This is a genomic window from Bacillus sp. PPSBB_2 (assembly GCF_045291115.1).
Taxonomy (GTDB): domain Bacteria; phylum Bacillota; class Bacilli; order Bacillales; family Bacillaceae_G; genus Bacillus_A; species Bacillus_A cereus.
The window spans coordinates 794613-813425 of record NZ_CP147983.1 but is presented as its reverse complement, the minus strand read 5'-3'; the positions used below and the strand labels follow the sequence as shown (position 1 = coordinate 813425).

Genomic DNA, 18813 nt, shown 5'->3' with positions numbered 1-18813 from the left:
TGAGCAATGAATACAATGAATAAAACAAAAACTGTCTCTCCATATTTTGCATTTATTTTATTGCATTCTCTCCAAATCGGAATAGGAATTCTCGGATATCAACGTGTAATTTTGAAAAATGCAGGTTATGATGCTTGGATTTCTCTTATTATTGCAGGTATTGCAACTCATATTGTACTGTTTTGTATGTTAAAAATGCTTGAAAAAGACGGAGATTTAATTAGCATTCATACAACAACCTTTGGAAAATGGATTGGCTCTATATTTTCTGTAATTTTCACTCTCTATTGCTTATTATTTTGCCTTACTGTTCTTCGTACATATATGGAAGTAATACAAGTTTGGATCTTTCCTACCATTAAGTTATGGAAACTTACGCTTATGTTTTTATTAGTCACTTACTACATTATAAAAGGTGGCTTCCGTTCTGTGACAGGGATATGTTTTTGGGGTATTGTTCTTCCTATGTTCGTTGTATTCTTTTTAGTCTATCCGATGAAGTATGCACATTTTCGTAATATTTTACCTATTTTTACGCATTCCCCTTTCGACATACTTGTGTCAGCAAAACAATCTGCATTAGAATTTCTCGGATTTGAAACAATTCTTATCTTCTATCCCTTTATTGAAAAAGGAAAATCTTTAAAAAGATGGGCTCACGCAGGGATTGTTTTTAGCACTCTAATTTATGTAGTTTTAGCTATTGTATCATTTATGTATTATAGTGAAGGACAATTGAATCACACTATTTGGCCTACTTTAACGATGTTAAAAATAATTAAAGTTCCTTTTATTCAACGGTTCGAATATATTATTATTTTTGTTTGGTTTTTAATAATTTTGCCGAATCTTTGTTTAACTATTTGGTCATCATGTCAAACGATGAAGCGTTCCTTTCATATTTCATTTAAATTTACACTACCATTTTTTATTTTCATCGTTTTTACAGCTTCTTTATTTTTTAAAAATCGGGAAAGTATCAACGCATTAAATACTGTACTATCTCAAGCGGGATTGTATATTGTATACGCTTATATCCCAATTTTATTTCTAGTTCATTCGCTAAGGTGGCGCTTCAAAAATCAGTCAAAAAAATCTTCAACCGATACACCGTAATCTCTGATACAATTTGATTAATACATTTGTAAAGGGGACAAGCGAATGAAAAAGTATGTATTTTCTTTACTTGCAGTACTAAGCTTAATTCTTGCTGGATGCGGAAGTACTGGTACAAATGACCAAAAATCTTCTGAATCAAAAAAAGAAGAACATGACCACGCATCGCACACTCAGCAAGCTGACATTCAAGAGAAAACAAAAGGAGTCGACACACTCCCGACCTTCCTAGATAAGCTTGATCCACAAATGAAAGATATCTACACCGTGGCTGGACAAAATGTAGAGCTATTAGATTGGATTCCATGCTATTGTGGTTGCGGCGAAAGTGTAGGACATAAAAATAATAAAAACTGCTTTATCCGTGAAATTAAAAAGAATGGTGAAGTTGTTTGGGATTCCCACGCAACGACTTGCGTCAATTGCCTAGAAATCGCAGTTGAATCTGCTTCCATGAAACAAAAAGGAAAATCAACGCTAGAAATTCGTAACTATATCGATAATAAATATAAAGAAGGCTATGGCAAACCAACACCTACGCCAATGCCAAAAGCTTAAAAAACGAGGAAACTCCTCGTTTTTTCTTTTCATTCACTTTTTTTCTTAACAAATTCTTTCAAGTGTATTTCTCCTTACTTATCACACACTATATATAACTCTCGGTAAGGAGGGTACACAGTGCAAACATATAACGACTATGATAAAGCTCTCTATTACACGTATTGCTGTAATTGGGATAAATTACTCGTTCTCATGGTTCAAACGAACGATCAATTATTTTCTAAGCGTATTGAGCATTTTTTACACGCTTATCAATACAGCAAGGAACTACCAGAAGTTGATAAACAATTGCAGCTCCTATTTCAATATATTGACCATGCATCCCAAAAGTCGCATGTAGAAGAAGTAGAACAAATTCAAATGTAAAATATAGCGCTATTCTCTTCCGGAGAATGGCGCTTTTTTAAAATGTTTATATCAATAAAAGTTTCTCCTTATAAAACTTTTATTGATAAACATATTTTTTCTTTCTTTTCCATACCACTTCATACTATAATTTAGTATGTAACTATTATAAGAGAGGTATAAAATATGGGACGAGAAAAAAAGCAAGAATATGCTTTACTTACCGCATGGGGAGCTTCTTTTATCGCTACACTAGGAAGTCTGTACTTTTCCGAAATCATGAAATTTGAGCCTTGTGTTCTTTGTTGGTATCAACGTATTTTTATGTATCCATTCGTTTTATGGCTTGGTATCGCTGTAGCAAAGAAAGATTATCGCATTGCAAGTTATTCTTTACCAATTGCAAGTATTGGTGCTTGTATTTCTTTATATCACTATGCAATTCAAAAAGTCGCAGCATTTTCAGCTGCTGGGGCAGCTTGTGGACGTGTACCATGTACGGGAGAATACATAAACTGGTTCGGCTTTGTGACAATCCCGTTTTTAGCACTTATCGGCTTTATTACAATCGCTGTTTGTAGCTTTATTGTCATCAAAAACAAATAAGGAGATGAAAGAATGAAAAAAATGCTTATATTTGGTGGTATTATTATCGCCTTGTTCGTGGCAATTTTTGCTGTAACACAAATGGAAGAAAAAAATGCTACTAGTCAAAAGATTGATAATCCTACTGAAAGTAAGACAAACGGTCCTGACTACTACACAAATAAAATTTCTCTTTCAGATCTTCAAAAGAACTTAAAAGAGAAAAAAGAAGAAACAGTATACTTTTATCAAACATCTTGCGTTCATTGCCAAAAATTATCTCCTGTCCTAGTGCCAATGGCTAAAGACTTAAACGTTGATATGAAAGTTATGGATATTGAAAAATTAGATGCTCCTTGGGATGAATATAAAATTCAAGGTACACCAACAATCATTCATTTTAAAGATGGCAAAGAAGTGAGCCGTATTAGCGGTGAACAGCCGAAAGACAAATTAAAAGAATGGCTTGAGCAAACGAAAAAGTAACGAGAAAAGGAAACTCCTTCTACACATGAAATGGGCGTAAAATCCCACACTAATGTATAAGGAGGGGGTTTTATGCCAGAAGTAAGATGTTCTGTTTCCAACTGTTCTTTTTGGGGACAAGGTAACTTTTGTCAAGCAAGTGCGATCATCGTTCAGCCTGATGCAGATGAAACTGGTCAAACTGAAAATGATTCATATACAGCTGCTGTTTTAACAAACGAAACGCTAGAAAGTTCTGTAGCAACGAGTGTAGAGACTTGTTGTCATACATTTAAGCCTAGATATTAACAATTATTCCACCTCATATACGTGAGGTGGTTTTTTCTTTCTCTCTTCTTGTTTACGTCATCTCTAATTCTCCCTATAATAAAGTTAACATTTTTATGAATACGAAGGTGAAATACTATGGCTAAAACAATTGCAGATATCGCCAAATTGGCTGGAGTTGCAAAAAGCACAGTCTCTCGTTACTTAAACGGCGGATATGTAAGTGATAAAACAAAACTTAAAATCGAAGGTATTATTCAGGAAACAAATTTCTCTCCCAATACATTTGCTCAAAGTTTAAAAGCAAAAACAACAAATTTAATTGGTGTCATCATCCCCCGATTAGACTCCTTCGCTACAATGAAAACACTTATCGGGATCGATAAAACATTACAGGAAAATAACTATCAAATGCTTGTAGCAAATGCAAATCAAACAACCGGAACTGAAATACAAGCAATTGAAAACTTTATAAAACAAAAGGTAGCTGGCATTATTTTATTAACAAAAACATTAACGAATGAACATCAAAAAATTATGGCTAATTCAAACATCCCTATTTTATTCGTCGGGCAAGAATATAAAGATCAATATTGCCTCGTTCACGATGATTATGATGCAGCTTATGAGTTAGGGGCATACGTTTTATCGCAAGGCCATCGACATATTGCCTATTTAGGGATAGAAAAAGATGATATTTCTGTTGGAATAAATCGAAAAAATGGTTTTCAAAAAGCAATTGAAAATTTAGAACCGACTTGCAACGTTTCATATTACGAAACAACTTTCCGCATAGAAGATGCCATGAAACAAGTACAACATATTTTAGATAATAATCGCCCAACTCTTATCGTATGTGCTACAGATAACATCGCTCTTGGCGCAATGAAAGTCATTCACTCCCACTCTCTTTCTGTACCAGGTGATATTTCTGTAACAGGATTCGGTGGATATGATATTTCAGAAATGGTACACCCTAGTTTAACGACAATTGCGTTTGACTATGAGTATGCTGGAAAGCTTGCTGCCACTTCTCTTTCACAGCTTGTTGAAAACAAAACTATACCAAAAATATTACACTCTCGTTATACATTAAAAATCCAAGAAAGCGTTGACAAAATATAAAGGCGCTCTATAATAAAATTAAAACCGGTTCCACATTTTAAAAACAGGATTTTCAACATCATTTCCCTGTTTTTTATTTTAACTTTTTGAGGAACCGGTTCCACAAAAGAAAATTTATAGTAAGGGGGAATTTTTATGGATATGAAACAAATTGCAACTCAAGTAATACAGAATATTGGTGGAAAGGAAAACATTGTTCGTGCCACACATTGCGCGACTCGCCTCCGTCTTATATTAAAGGATGATACGAAAATAAACGCTGCAGAAATCGAAAACATCGATGGAGTAAAAGGTGCTTTTGCAACGACCGAGCAATATCAAATTATTTTTGGAACTGGCATAGTAAACAAAGTATATGATGAATTCTCAAAACTAATTGGAATAGCCGAACTAGATTCTACAACATCAAACGATATACCTAAGAAAAAAATGAATCCTATCGCCCGCCTAGCAAAGACACTATCTAATATTTTTGTTCCAATTATTCCAGCTATCGTCGCAAGCGGTTTACTTATGGGTCTACTCGGAATGTTGAAAGCGTTTAAATTAGTTCCTGGAGATCACTCACTTATCCAATTACTTGATATGTTCTCAAGTGCAGCTTTCATCATTTTACCTATTTTAATTGGAGTTAGTGCCGCTAAAGAATTTGGTGGAAACATTTTCTTAGGTGCAGTTGTTGGTGGTATATTAACTCACCCAAACTTAACAAATCCTTGGACTCTTTCAAATGCAAAACCCACTGTTTTACATTTCCTTGGTATGGATATTGATATGATTGGCTATCAAGGTACTGTTTTACCTATTTTATTATGTGTATATGTTATGAGTACAATTGAAAAAGAACTTCGAAAACGTGTTCCGAACTCTTTAGATTTATTAGTTACACCATTCTTAACAATTATTATAACTGGCTTTTTATCACTTATTATTATCGGACCAATTGGATATAAAATCGGTGACGGCATTACGTACCTTTTAAATACAATTTATCAATTTGCAGGACCAGTAGCTGGACTTATATTCGGTGGATTGTATTCAACAATCGTTCTTACTGGCTTACATCATAGCTTCCACGCTATTGAAGCGGGCTTACTCGCAAATAAAGATATCGGTGTCAATTTCTTACTCCCTATTTGGTCAATGGCGAACGTTGCACAGGGCGGTGCTACTTTAGCTGTCTATTTCAAAACAAAAAACAAAAAAACGAAAGAAATTGCAATTCCAGCAGCAGCTTCAGCATTTTTAGGAATTACAGAACCAGCTATCTTTGGTGTCAATTTAAAACTTGGTAAACCATTTATTGCAGCAGCTATTGGCGGCGCAATTGGAGGCGCTTACGTTGTTTGGATGCAAGTAGCGGCTAATGCATACGGTTTAACAGGTATTCCGATGCTTACAATTGTTGCACCTCTTGGCATGATGAACATGATTCACTATATAATTGGTTTCGCTATTGCAGTTATCACTGCTTTTGTTGCCACATTCATTTTATATAAAGAAAGTAAATAATAACGGGGTGAAAACCTATGTCAAAATATAAAACAATACTGCAATCTAATAAAGACGAATTACATTCTTTATATGAAATTGCAAACCAAGATTCATGGAAACCAATTTATCATATCCACCCACCATTTGGATTAATGAATGATCCTAACGGTGTATCATACTACAATGATGAATATCACGTTTTTTATCAGTGGTATCCATTTGGTCCCATTCATGGAATGAAGCATTGGGGGCATGTGAGGTCAAAAGACCTTATTAACTGGGAGCGTATGCCTGTAGCCATCATCCCTACTGAAAGCTATGAATCACACGGTGCATATTCTGGTAGTGCTATCGTAAAAGATGGCCTTCTTCATCTACTTTATACAGGGAATATAAAAAAGCCTGATGATTCCCGTGATGCAAAACAATGTATGGCAACAATGGATTCACAATATACGATGACGAAATATAGTAATAATCCTGTTATTGATATAATTCCTGACGGATATACAAAACATGTACGTGATCCAAAAGTCTGGAAACATAATGATATGTACTATATGTTACTCGGTGCCCAACGTGAAAATAAAACAGGAACTCTATTACTATACAAATCACAAGACCTATACAATTGGCATTTCCAAGGCGAAATTACAACAAACTTAAAAGAATTCGGATTTATGTGGGAATGCCCCGATTACTTCCAATTATCAGGGAAAGATGTACTTCTCTTTTCACCGCAAGGAATTGAAAAAGACGGAGAAAACTTTCACAATGTATACAATGTCGTTTATGCTATAGGCCATTTCGATATTAAAAATTTATATTTCCATGTTGATTCCTATTACGAAGCTGATAAAGGATTCGATTTTTATGCCCCTCAAACTTTAGAAGACTCTACTAGTCGTCGCCTATTGTTTGCTTGGGCAGGATCAAGTGAAATCACATATCCTTCTGATGATTATATGTGGGCTCATTGCCTAACACTTCCACGTGAATTAACATTAGAAGATAACATCTTAAAACAAAAACCAGTTTCAGAATTAACAAAACTACGAACAACAAAAAAAGACATTTCAGGAGATATAACAGCTGGATTAAATGTATTATCAACGCTTGATGATGAAGACTCCTATGAATTAATTGTTACACTTAAAACAGAAGATGCAAAGCGTTTTGGTCTTTCTCTCTTCCACAATGAGGAGGAATGTTTCCCCATTACATTTAATCGGGAACAAGGTACTATTTCTATAGACAGGGGCAACTTCTACCATCAATTTGGCGGAGAATATGGATTTGAACGCTGTAAAAAAATCAATATTCAAGATACGATAGAACTACAAATATTTGTAGATAAAAGCATCGTGGAAATTTTCTTATACGATGGTTCAACAGTCTTTACGTCCCGAGTTTTTCCCCGAAAAGACATGAAACATCATATCGCAATCTTTTCAGATGCAAAACTAAGCTTTACCATCACACAATATAAGCTGAAAAGAGGGATTGTATGAGAAATATCTTTTGTATAGGTGAACTATTAATTGATTTTGTGTGCCGAAATACTAACGTTTCTTTAGTAAACGGTTCAGATTTCGAAAAAAAAGCTGGTGGAGCACCCGCTAACGTTGCTGCTGCGATTACAAAATTAGGTGGACACGCTACATTTATGGGGCAAGTAGGAAACGACCCATTTGGTGAGTTTCTTGAACAAACTTTACAGCGTGCGCAAGTCGATACATCCATGCTCATAAAAGATAAACAAACAACACTTGCATTCGTATCCATCGATCAAGATGGCGAACGTGATTTTACTTTTATGCGTGGTGCAGATGGTGAATATCAATTCAATAGCATTGATTTATCAAAAATACAAACGAATGATTTAATACATTTCGGTTCAGCGACAGCTTTACTATCAAGCCCATTAAAAGAAACGTATTTTCAGTTGTTACAATATGCGAAAGATAAAGGCCATTTTATTTCTTTTGATCCAAATTATCGAAGTGCACTCATTACAAATACAGAACAATTCTCTCAAGATTGTCTAACCTTTATAAAACATGCACACTTCGTAAAAGTAAGTCAAGAGGAAGCTACTATGCTCTCTAAAGAGAGTGATTTACAACAAGCTGCACTCAAATTATTAAATTATGGCGCAAAAGTAGTAGCTATTACCCTTGGAAAAGACGGTACCCTTCTTGCGACAAATGAAGGTCAAACTATTGTCTCTTCTATTTCCATTCAACAAGTCGATACAACTGGTGCTGGTGATGCTTTCGTTGGAGCAATGTTATATCAGATTGCCCAAAGTGAACATACACTTTCGTATCATTTCAAAGACTTAACAGCATTTATCTCCTTTGCCAATAAAGTAGGCGCTATCACATGTACAAATTACGGTGCAATTGCCTCTCTTCCATCATTAACAGATATAAAAGCATACGATTAATCGTATGCTTTTTTACATCCCTCTCCAAAAATCATGCATAATAAAAAAGTACAAAATAACGAGAACGGCCGTCCCGCATAAGGTAATGCGCCGATATATACTCTTCTCTCCTTCCCTCGCTTTCACAAACGCCCAAATAAATCCGAAGAACAATATTAAATCAACATATGGAACATAAAAAGAAAAGACGAGAAACGCATATAAATACACGATAAATAAACAGGTCGTTACTAAGAAAACTTTAAACGCAAATTCACTTTTCATAATATAACCGCCCCCTATCTGTACTGTATTATATTCAACAAAATACAATAGTTGCAGTTAAACTCCAAGTATAAATAAGCTACCGTCTATAATACGGTAGCCATTACGGAACATTGTATTTCCGTTTATATATATTACTTAAAATCGAAGAAGGAATTTGCTCGTAACGAACTTTCTCTCCTGTTTCATCTATAATATACGAATTGTTTCCTATATAATATATTCCATCTTTTCGTTTTGAGTACACTGGATATCTTTCATTTGGCAATACCGTTTTCACTTTCGTTAACTGTCCATTTGGTTCTTGCCAATATATATCCGCGCGGTCTACTAACGTAAGTACTCCAATTTGTTCTTTTTCTATTTTTCGACCATTCCAGCTCACAACGCGATAACCAAGTTTATTCGCTTCATATTCGGGGCTCGTATGAAAACGAGAAATGATTACTTTTGTTTGTAATTGTACTCGGTCATATAACCATTGTATATCCCTGTCATGCATACGAATACAGCCATTTGATTCCCTACTTCCAATCGTCCATTCCCGGTTCGTCCCGTGAATTGCATATTCATTCTTATCTAGTCCAAGCCACCTCGTACCAAGAGGGTTATTCGGTGCACCCCCAGGTATTTTTTTTCGATGGTATTCTTTATTTTTAAATTTAGTTATAATACAAAAATTACCTTCAGGCGTAGGTGTACGATCTCTTCCAGTCGTTACTGGAAATGTTTTTGTGTAATTTCCATTTTCAAAAAAAGACAACTGGTTCGTCGTAAGATTTACTAATATTAAATGATCTGTATTAGCAAAAGCACTAACCGGTAGGATGAAAAATAATAGTATGATGAAACATAACTTTTTCAGCTATATCCCCCCTAGCGCTCCCTATAATAATTGGAATTAACATTACTTTGCTCTTATAAATGAAAACTATCCATTTACAATAACGCCCCCATTTACATGTATCATTTGCCCAGTAACATAGGATGAATCACCAGATGCCAAGTATACGTATGCCGGCGCTAATTCATATGGTTGACCAGGTCTTTGCATCGGAACATTGCTCCCAAACTGAGAGACTTTCTTCTCATCAAAGCTCGATGGAATAAGCGGTGTCCAAATCGGGCCTGGTGCAACACCATTTACCCGAATCCCTTTTTGCACTAACGATTGAGAAAGTGATCTTGTAAAAGCTACGATTGCTCCTTTCGTTGCGGAATAATCAATTAACGTTTCATTTCCTTCATATGCAACGATAGATGCCGTATTTATAATGACATCCCCTTTCTTCAAATGAGAAAGAGCTGCTTTCGTAACGTGAAAATAAGAAAAAATATTAATACGAAATGTTTTTTCTAGCTGTTCTGCTGTAATATACTCTAGCCCTTGCTGCGGATATTGCTGTGCAACGTTATTCACTAAAATATTTAAACTACCTAACTGCCGGGCGGTCTCTTCCACAATATCTTTACAATGCTGTTCATTACTCAAATCCCCCGGCAACAATACACACTTTACACCTTCTTTTTCAACACGTTGTTTCGTCTCATTTGCATCTTCTTCCTCATCTAAATAAGCAATCGCAACATTTGCTCCCTCTTTTGCAAAAGCGATGGAAACTGCTCGTCCAATTCCGCTATCTCCTCCCGTAATTAACACATTCTTCCCTTTTAACTTTTCACTTCCTTTATAGTTTGCATCTTCAAACTGCGGAAGGGGGCTCATTAATGATTCAATACCTGGCTGCTTATTTTGATGTTGCGCAGGCATTGTTATAAAGTTTTTTTGCTGTGGCATAGCTGCTTTCAACTCCTTTTCCTTAGCATGTGCACAATAAAAAGCTGAAATTCACACATCGTTTTACGATTAATATTCGAATTTAAGACACAAAATATGAATTGTTATAAACTTTTTATGCAAAACTATTGCAAAATAGATAAAAAACGAATATTATATATAACTGTTGTGAAAATTATTCGTAAACAGAAAGGATGTTTATATGTTTAACCTTTCAAAACATAAAACTTCTATTAAAACTGAAATTATGGCAGGTATTATTACCTTCTTAACAATGGCATATATCATTGTCGTAAACCCTGTTATCCTTGGAGATGCAGGTGTTCCATTTGAACAAGCATTTACAGCAACAATTATTGCTGCTGTTGTCGGAACATTATTTATGGCAATCTTTACAAACTTACCAATCGCAATCGCGCCAGGTATGGGATTAAATGCTTACTTCTCTTACTCTGTTGTAAAAGCGCATGAAGGCATGACTTTCGCAATTGCATTCTCTGCTGTATTCGTAGCAGGTATGATTTTAATTTTGCTATCATTTACATCTTTCCGTACAAAATTAATGGAAGCAATTCCTGAAAACTTAAAACATGCAATTACTGCTGGTATCGGGCTATTTATCGCCTTTATCGGTTTACGTTTAACAGGTATCGTTACAAAAAATGATGCAAACTTAGTTGGACTTGGTGATCTTCACTCTGCTCCAGTACTACTAGCATTAGCTGGACTTGGAATTACAATTGTCCTTATGTCTTTAAATGTAAATGGCGCACTATTTATCGGGATGCTATTAACTGGTATTATCGCTTTCTTCACGGGACAATTATCATTCTCAAACGGTGTTACATCAATGCCTGGTTTACCAGAAGGAATTATCGTTTCAAATCCAATTACTGCTGTATCTGACGTAATTAACTACGGATTATACGGCGTTGTATTCTCATTCTTCCTTGTTACACTATTCGATACAACAGGTACATTACTTGGCGTTGCACAACAAGGTGGATTTATGAAAGACGGAAAGCTTCCAAAAGCAGGACGAGCTCTTCTATCTGACTCATTCTCAGCAACTATTGGTTCTATGTTCGGAACGACACCATCAACAGCTTACATTGAATCATCTGCTGGTGTTGCAGCTGGTGGTCGTACTGGTTTAACAACTGTTACAGTAGCGGTTCTATTCGCACTAGCAGCATTCTTCGGACCATTAGTAAGTGCCGTTTCTGGTGTATCAGCTATTACTGCTCCCTCATTAATTATCGTTGGTAGTCTTATGATGGGTTCAGTTCGCCACATCGATTGGGACGCATTTGATGAAGCATTCCCAGCATTTTTAGTAATCTTAAGCATGCCACTTACATCAAGTATCGCAACAGGTATCGCACTTGGATTTATTTCATACCCACTTATGAAAGTGGCAAAAGGTAAATTCCGTGCTGTTCACCCACTTGTGTATGTATTTGGAATTTTGTTTGCTTATCAATTGATATTCTTACCACATTAAAATCCCTCATAAAGAGGGATTTTTTTATACATAAAAAGTAGAGCATCGAAATTCGATGCTCTACTTTCCTTTTTTAAAAGCAATATAAAAAGGCTACAGAGAAATTCTTCTCCGCAGCCTAATATTTATTTTTGCAAGAACGCCTGCAAATCTGCAAACTGTCTCTTTGCATCTTCATAGCCTTGCTCATATAGATTTTGTAGTTTTGCTGTATCTTTTTCCATACGATCTACTTGAAGCGGTACTTCTGGACGAATAACAAATAAATTCCCAGCTTGTTCTTCTTTTTCAATATAGTGAAGTGTTTCATTATACACTTCATAACGATTTAGCATCGTGTTCACAAGGTTCGGATATTTTTTATAAGCTTTCGCAGCAATCCACCCAAATCTTGATTTTTTCTTTGCGTAACCATGATTTCTCGTTAAAATTACGACTGATTTTTTAAATCCATCTTCCTGTGCTTTACGAACTGGAATTGGATCAGAAATCCCGCCATCTAACAGTTGCTTACCACGATAATTTACTACTGGTGCAATGAAAGGCAATGAACTAGACGCTTGTAATAAATTTAGTGCATCATCATTCGTTCCTTCTTTTTCAAAATAAACAGACTGTCCTGTTTCACAATCCGTCGTTCCTACAAGGAAACGTTCTGGGCTATTAAAGTATGTTTCAAAATCAAACGGCACATGCTTTTCTGGAATTTCGTGGAAAATGAAATCCATATCAAATAGCTGACGTTTTCTCCATAAGTTTTTATACGATAAATATTTCGGATGTGATGCATACTCAATATTGACCGTTTTATTTCTATTTCTTTGTCTGGAAAGATACGACGCTGCATGACAAGCACCAGCTGATACACCGATTACATATGGAAAATATAAATCTTGTTCCATAAAGTATTCTAATATCCCGCCCGTGTATACACCACGCATACCGCCGCCTTCTAATACTAACCCCGTATTTTCAAGCATGTTACTCTCTCCTCTATATATATTGACTCTTTAATTATTCACCATGTTAAGTATCTTTTTCTATTATATATGAGTTCTTTCAGAAATTATATTTAAAAGTCTTGAGAAAAAGGAGTTTTTTCTTCCAATTATATTTCCAAATGACCGGAGACATCCTTTATAAACCTTTGAATAAAGTCTTGCTCTTCTTTCGTATATCCATCTAAAAGTAACAACCACTTTTCTTCAGCTTGCTTATGCAATTTTTCATGAGCTTTATATATTTCATTCCCACTCTCCGTTAAGCTGAAGAAGATTTCTTTTTGATTATCTAACATTTGCATCTTCTCAACGAATTGCTTTTGAAACAACTTTGTACAAATTTTAGAGATTGCTCCCTTCGTCATGCCCATTTCTGTCGTAATTGCCGTTACATTCATCAAACCATTTTTTCCGATACATTCGATTACATGTAACTCAGATAAAGACATACTACTTACGCCTGTCTCACGAAGAAACTTCTCATTTTGTCGTTTTAAATGTTCTTCTTTTTTATGCAAAAGTGTACGAATGTCCGAAAGTATTTCCATTTGCTTCGTTGCATGCTTCAATCCGTTCGCCTCCTAAGTTTCCAAAGAAACAATTTAACTATATACCATTTTAAAACCATTTTTTCATCTTTACAAGTAAGAAAATCATGTTAAAATAAATTTAGTTTCCGAGGAAACTAAATCACAAGGAGGTTAACATGATGAAAAACTCTAAACTAACTTTTATTTTATATGTTGTCTGTATTAGTGCCTTACTCGGTTCCTTCGCTCAAAATATTTACACACCTATCTTACCGATGATTCAAAATTCTTTTCACACTTCTCTTTATCTTGTAAATGTAACAGTTTCACTTTTCACATTCGTTCTTGCAATTATGCAGCTCGTATATGGACCTTTAATTGATACAAAAGGGAGAAAATCTGTCCTTATCCCTAGTTTAGTCATTAGTACAATTGGTTCAATCGGATGTGCCTTTTCGGCAAACATTTATTTATTTCTCTTTTTTAGAGCTGTTCAAGCTATAGGAATAGCGGCTATACCTGTAGTTTCAGCAACGATTATCGGCGATTTATTTGAAGGAAAAGAACGCGGAGAAGCGATGAGCCTATACCAAATGTTACTTGCCCTCGCACCTGCAATGGCTCCTCTCATAGGTGGTTATCTTGGCAGTATAAATGGTCACTTATCTGTATTTCTCTTTTTATCTACACTTGGCATTATCTTATTAATTATAAACATTTCACTACTCCCAGAAACAAAGCCAAATATAATTAAACAATCTAAAGCACAAAAGACTTACTCTCTTATCTTAAAAAATAAAACTGGATTTTCTATTACTCTTATTGGCTTCATTCAATTTTGTATTTACTTTTGCTTTCTCGTTTTTTTACCGAGTATTTTAACAAATTCATTTCATTTAACTGTAAATAAAATTGGTCTTATGTTTGTACCAATGTCTCTTTCTATCATGCTAGGAAGTTTTTGCTACAAATTTTTGCAAAAACGCCTCACAACAAAGCAAGCTTTATTTATTACGAGTTTCTTCAATATTATATGTGTCGTTTTATTCTCTTTCACATATAACATCAATATCCCATTCATCATTATCGTTACATCTTTGTACGGTTTTAGTATGGGACTTTCTATGCCAACTCACACTACTTTATTAACAGAAGAATTCGTACAAGAACGCGCAACAGCTATTGGTATGTACAACTTCATCCGCTATCTTGGTATGGGCACAGGGCCACTTATAGGTGGATTTCTTTTATTTAACCAAAATTACTTTTGGATTTTCTTCCTAGGCGCAATTATGTTTTTACTTGTAATCTTATATACAATGAAAATGCTAAGTTTTCATTCTGTACAAAAAGCAAAATAGAGCCCCCAAAAAGGTCGGCTCTATTTATCCTCTTTGATCCGCAACAATATGAATATCAATATACTTTGTTTGTCTCATAATTTCATTTACAATAGAGCCTTTTCGTATTTCTTCCCACCTTGTTCTAGCCGATTGTCCAAGTAAAATTTGTGTTACTTGCAATCTTTTCGCGACTTCAATAATAACATCCGCTGGCTTTCTTCCCTTTGCTTCTTCTAATACAAAACTTGCATCAAATTGATTCGTGAGCGCCTTCCACTCTTCGATCGTCTGCTTTTTTCCAGCTGAAATAGAATCTATATTTTCCCTCTCAACGTTTAATACGTACAATTCAGCATTTAACCGATCAGCCATGCGCCATCCCCGTCGTATTAATTTCTCCGCTGTTGAACTGTATTGTACACAAACGAGAATTTTTTCTTTTACGCCAATCGGTTCTATTACTGTTTGGCTAATTTTCTCGTCCATATCATCCGCAACTTCTCGAAGTGATAATTCCCTAAGTGCTCCTAAATTATTAAGTGTAAAGAAGTTTTGTAAGCTTTGCTGAATTTTTTCTTCTTTATATATCTTTCCGTCTATTAGTCTCTTCCTTAATACCTCGGGCGTTGCATCAACGAGCTGAATTTCATTTGCTTTTTGTAAAATAAAATCTGGAATTCGTTCTCTTACTTTTACATTCGTAATTTGAGCTACAATATCATGAACACTTTCTAAATGTTGAATATTAAAAGCTGATAATACCGATATACCAGCCTCTAACAATTCCTGCACATCCATATAACGTTTCTTATGTTTAGAACCAGGAACATTACTATGCGCAAGTTCATCCACTACAACTACTTGCGGCGCGCGTTTTTTTATTCCTTCCACATCAAGCTCATAAAATACCTTTCCTTTATACTGTATTTCTTTCAAAGGAACTTTTTCTAAATCAGCAATTGCTTCTTCCGTCTCTTTTCTTCCATGCGTTTCAATTAAACCAATTACAATATCAATTCCATCTTTTTTCATTTCCCTTGCATCAAAGAGCATTTTATAACTTTTTCCTACGCCTGGAGCTGCTCCTACATATAGCTTTAACTTTCCGCGATTTTGCTGACGAATATATTCTAAATATTCCTCTGGCGTTCGCCTTTGAAACTTCGGTTCATAATCATCTGCATACAAAATAAACACTACCTTTCATTCGAAACAACGCTACCTCAATCCATTAGATTGAGGTAGCACTGTTACTATTTCATTAATTTCTGTAATGCCAAATTTAGCTTTAAGACGTTTACGCGGGTCTCTCCAAATAAACCAAGCGCAGCACCTTCTGTTTGATCTTTAATCAATTGATTAAGTTTTTCTTTCGGAATATTTGTTAATTTCGAGATGCGATCCACCTGCACCGCGGCCGCCTTTGGACTAATATCAGGATCAAGCCCTGAACCTGAATTTGTCACTAAATCTATTGGTATTTCTGTAACCGGAACAGCTGGATTTTTTTCCTTCCAGTCCGCAATACTTTTCTCTACTCGCTTTGCTAAATCTGGATTAGATGGTGCATAGTTATTTGAACCAGATGCTTCAGCCTTATATTCAATACTAGAAACACGCCCTTGAAAATAACGTGGATCCGTGAAGTTTTGACCAATTAATTTAGAACCAATCACTTCATTTTTATCATTATATATTAGACTTCCATCCGCGTTATCCTTCATTACTGCTTGTGCAATACCAGTAACAATAAGTGGGTATACAAGTCCACACAACACTAGAAATGTAAAAGTAATACGGATAATTGGTGATAGTATACTTTGTTTCTTCTCCATCTTTTTCCCCTCTTCCTTATATAAACAAGCCGACAATCATATCAATTACCTTAATTCCAATGAACGGAACGATAACTCCGCCAAGCCCATAAATAAGTAAGTTTCGGCTAAGCAATGCATTAGAACTCATCGGTTTATATGCAATACCTTTCATCGCTAACGGAATGAGTAATGGAATAATAACAGCGTTAAATATTAATGCTGATAAAATTGCTGACAGTGGTGATGTTAGTTTCATAATGTTTAATGCTTCCATTTGCGGAATCGCAAGTGTAAACATTGCTGGAATGATTGCAAAATATTTCGCTATATCATTCGCAATACTAAACGTCGTTAAAGCACCTCGCGTCATTAACAATTGCTTACCGATTCCTACAACCTCAATAATTTTCGTTGGATTTGAGTCTAGATCAATCATGTTCGCCGCTTCTTTCGCTGCTGTCGTACCACTGTTCATCGCTAATCCAACGTCCGCCTGTGCTAATGCTGGAGCATCATTTGTACCATCACCTGTCATCGCTACAAGTTTCCCTTTATCTTGCTCTGCTTTAATAACAGCAATTTTATCTTCCGGTTTACACTCGGCAACGAATTCATCTACTCCAGCTTCTTTTGCAATCGTTGCTGCTGTTAACGGATTATCACCTGTACACATAACCGTTTTAATCCCCATTTGGCGCAACTGTTCAAAACGATCACGCATACCCGGTTTTACTGTATCCTTTAAATAAATTAAGCCATAAATACGATTATCTACTGCAACTACAAGTGGTGTTCCGCCCTCTTTTGAAATTAAGTCTGCTTTTTGATTTACATCTTTCGGAATTGTTCCGCCTTGTGACTCAACCCATTCAATAACGGCACCTACAGCACCTTTTCTCACTTTCGTTCCGTCTTGTAAATCAACACCACTCATTCTCGTTTCTGCTTTAAACGGAACAAACTCACCTTGTTCTGCAAGTTCTCTATTATATGATATAGATTTTCCCTGCACATACTCGATAACAGATCGACCTTCTGGTGTTTCATCTAAAACAGAACTAATAGCGGCCCACTTTCCAACTTGCTCAATCGTTTCATTTCCTACAGGTAATAATGTATGAGCCATTCGGTTCCCAAAAGTAATTGTACCTGTTTTATCTAAAATAATTGTATTAATATCGCCAGCAGCTTCTACTGCTTTCCCTGACATCGCTAACACGTTAAATTTTGTTACCCGGTCCATCCCAGCAATACCAATCGCTGATAGCAAACCACCAATTGTCGTTGGAATTAAACATACTAACAACGCTACAAGTACAGCAGTATCAATTTGAAAACCTAAATAATTTGTAAAAATCGGCAACGTCACAACGACGATCAAGAAAATAAGAGTTAAGCTCGTTAATACTGTATTTAAAGCAATCTCATTCGGCGTTTTTTGACGAGCAGCTCCTTCTACTAAAGAAATCATTTTATCGATAAATGATTCACCAGGGTTACTCGTAATGACAATTGTAATTTCATCACTTACGACCATCGTTCCACCTGTTACGGAACAAAAATCACCGCCTGCTTCTTTTATAACAGGAGCTGATTCACCTGTAATTGCAGATTCATCTACAGATGCTAATCCTTTGATTACTTCGCCATCACTTGGAATCATTTCTCCTTGTTTTACGATAACAACGTCACCTTTTCTAAGATCAGTTGCTGAAACTTGGACAATGTCTCCATTTTCTTTTACTACATTTGCAAACACATCTTTCTTCGACTGCTTTAAAGAATCGGCTTGCGCTTTACCACGACCTTCTGCTAATGCTTCTGCAAAATTCGCAAATAAAACTGTAAATAATAGAATGAGAGAAACTGTTATATTAAACCATCCTGGTATACTACTAGAACTGCTTGGAAGAAAAGATAAAATGAACGTAATGATAAATCCAATTTCCACAACGAACATAATCGGATTCTTTATCATGACCTTCGGATTCAATTTCGCAACGGATTGCTTCATCGCATGTGTTACGATATCACGATCCATCGTTTTCGCTTGTCTAACTTCATCTTCTACAGCATGTATTTGGGACTCATTTAATTGTTTTTCTTTTACTACTACCGGTCTCATCAT

The 18813-nt window shown here is 35.5% G+C and carries 20 protein-coding genes; 12 read left to right on the top strand and 8 right to left on the bottom strand.

Annotation, left to right across the window (positions count from 1 at the left end; all coding sequences use genetic code 11):
* Positions 1-6: 6 nt before the first annotated feature.
* The 10 genes from V6946_RS04060 (at position 7) to V6946_RS04015 (ending at position 8428) form a co-directional block, all read left to right on the top strand.
* Positions 7-1116, top strand: coding sequence for a GerAB/ArcD/ProY family transporter (locus V6946_RS04060; protein ID WP_001095034.1), 1110 nt, complete (start codon positions 7-9; stop codon positions 1114-1116).
* A 45-nt stretch (positions 1117-1161) separates the two neighbouring features.
* Positions 1162-1674, top strand: a complete 513-nt coding sequence (locus V6946_RS04055; protein ID WP_000761027.1) for a PCYCGC domain-containing protein — start codon at positions 1162-1164, stop codon at positions 1672-1674.
* 120 nt (positions 1675-1794) lie between these two features.
* Positions 1795-2043 carry a YhdB family protein gene (locus V6946_RS04050; protein WP_001195459.1) on the top strand — a complete coding sequence of 83 codons (249 nt, stop codon included), beginning with the start codon at positions 1795-1797 and terminating at the stop codon, positions 2041-2043.
* Between the two features lie 165 nt (positions 2044-2208).
* Entirely contained in the window at positions 2209-2628 is a 420-nt protein-coding gene (locus V6946_RS04045; protein WP_000532263.1) for a disulfide oxidoreductase, read from the top strand.
* A 12-nt stretch (positions 2629-2640) separates the two neighbouring features.
* Positions 2641-3093: a thioredoxin family protein gene (locus V6946_RS04040; protein WP_000738450.1), complete on the top strand. Its 453-nt coding sequence runs from the start codon at positions 2641-2643 to the stop codon at positions 3091-3093.
* Between the two features lie 72 nt (positions 3094-3165).
* Positions 3166-3381 carry a DUF1540 domain-containing protein gene (locus V6946_RS04035; RefSeq protein ID WP_001115482.1) on the top strand — a complete coding sequence of 72 codons (216 nt, stop codon included), beginning with the start codon at positions 3166-3168 and terminating at the stop codon, positions 3379-3381.
* A 117-nt stretch (positions 3382-3498) separates the two neighbouring features.
* On the top strand, positions 3499-4485 hold the full coding sequence (locus V6946_RS04030; protein ID WP_001140402.1) for a LacI family DNA-binding transcriptional regulator: 987 nt from the start codon (positions 3499-3501) through the stop codon (positions 4483-4485).
* 135 nt (positions 4486-4620) lie between these two features.
* The gene (locus V6946_RS04025) at positions 4621-5997 is read left to right on the top strand and encodes a sucrose-specific PTS transporter subunit IIBC (RefSeq protein ID WP_000367318.1); all 1377 of its coding nucleotides are present in this window, start codon (positions 4621-4623) and stop codon (positions 5995-5997) included.
* Positions 5998-6014: 17 nt separating this feature from the next.
* The gene (gene scrB / locus V6946_RS04020) at positions 6015-7490 is read left to right on the top strand and encodes a beta-fructofuranosidase (RefSeq protein WP_000049751.1); all 1476 of its coding nucleotides are present in this window, start codon (positions 6015-6017) and stop codon (positions 7488-7490) included.
* Complete coding sequence (locus V6946_RS04015; RefSeq protein WP_006914785.1) at positions 7487-8428, top strand: carbohydrate kinase; 942 nt, start codon at positions 7487-7489, stop codon at positions 8426-8428. The genes scrB and V6946_RS04015 overlap by 4 nt, the downstream gene beginning before the upstream one ends.
* A gap of 12 nt (positions 8429-8440) precedes the next feature.
* Here the strand turns inward: V6946_RS04015 and V6946_RS04010 are convergent, their stop codons facing one another.
* The 3 genes from V6946_RS04010 to V6946_RS04000 form a co-directional block, all read right to left on the bottom strand.
* Entirely contained in the window at positions 8441-8692 is a 252-nt protein-coding gene (locus tag V6946_RS04010) for a hypothetical protein (protein WP_000834195.1), read from the bottom strand.
* A gap of 103 nt (positions 8693-8795) precedes the next feature.
* The gene (locus V6946_RS04005; protein ID WP_025921749.1) at positions 8796-9557 is read right to left on the bottom strand and encodes a L,D-transpeptidase; all 762 of its coding nucleotides are present in this window, start codon (positions 9555-9557) and stop codon (positions 8796-8798) included.
* A gap of 66 nt (positions 9558-9623) precedes the next feature.
* Entirely contained in the window at positions 9624-10490 is an 867-nt protein-coding gene (locus tag V6946_RS04000) for an SDR family oxidoreductase (protein ID WP_001136261.1), read from the bottom strand.
* A 202-nt stretch (positions 10491-10692) separates the two neighbouring features.
* On the opposite strand from V6946_RS04000, the gene V6946_RS03995 reads away from it, so the two are divergent.
* Positions 10693-11994: an NCS2 family permease gene (locus V6946_RS03995; RefSeq protein ID WP_000482713.1), complete on the top strand. Its 1302-nt coding sequence runs from the start codon at positions 10693-10695 to the stop codon at positions 11992-11994.
* 125 nt (positions 11995-12119) lie between these two features.
* Here V6946_RS03995 and V6946_RS03990 read toward each other — a convergent pair whose 3' ends face one another.
* Positions 12120-12974 carry a patatin family protein gene (locus V6946_RS03990; RefSeq protein ID WP_006914761.1) on the bottom strand — a complete coding sequence of 285 codons (855 nt, stop codon included), beginning with the start codon at positions 12972-12974 and terminating at the stop codon, positions 12120-12122.
* Positions 12975-13102: 128 nt separating this feature from the next.
* Positions 13103-13564 (bottom strand): MarR family transcriptional regulator, encoded by a 462-nt coding sequence (locus V6946_RS03985; RefSeq protein ID WP_000679681.1) that lies wholly within the window; start codon positions 13562-13564, stop codon positions 13103-13105.
* Positions 13565-13704: 140 nt separating this feature from the next.
* Here V6946_RS03985 and V6946_RS03980 point away from each other — a divergent pair, with 140 nt between their 5' ends.
* Positions 13705-14886 (top strand): MFS transporter, encoded by a 1182-nt coding sequence (locus V6946_RS03980; protein WP_033691598.1) that lies wholly within the window; start codon positions 13705-13707, stop codon positions 14884-14886.
* Positions 14887-14910: 24 nt separating this feature from the next.
* Here the strand turns inward: V6946_RS03980 and kdpDN are convergent, their stop codons facing one another.
* From kdpDN to kdpB, 3 genes are read right to left on the bottom strand one after another with little or no spacing between them, the layout of a single operon-like run.
* Positions 14911-16065: a KdpD-like non-kinase potassium sensor gene (gene kdpDN / locus V6946_RS03975; RefSeq protein WP_074619043.1), complete on the bottom strand. Its 1155-nt coding sequence runs from the start codon at positions 16063-16065 to the stop codon at positions 14911-14913.
* A 56-nt stretch (positions 16066-16121) separates the two neighbouring features.
* Positions 16122-16703, bottom strand: a complete 582-nt coding sequence (gene kdpC / locus V6946_RS03970) for a K(+)-transporting ATPase subunit C (RefSeq protein WP_006914751.1) — start codon at positions 16701-16703, stop codon at positions 16122-16124.
* 16 nt (positions 16704-16719) lie between these two features.
* Positions 16720-18810 (bottom strand): potassium-transporting ATPase subunit KdpB, encoded by a 2091-nt coding sequence (gene kdpB, locus V6946_RS03965; RefSeq protein ID WP_001248002.1) that lies wholly within the window; start codon positions 18808-18810, stop codon positions 16720-16722.
* Between the last annotated feature and the right edge of the window lie 3 nt (positions 18811-18813).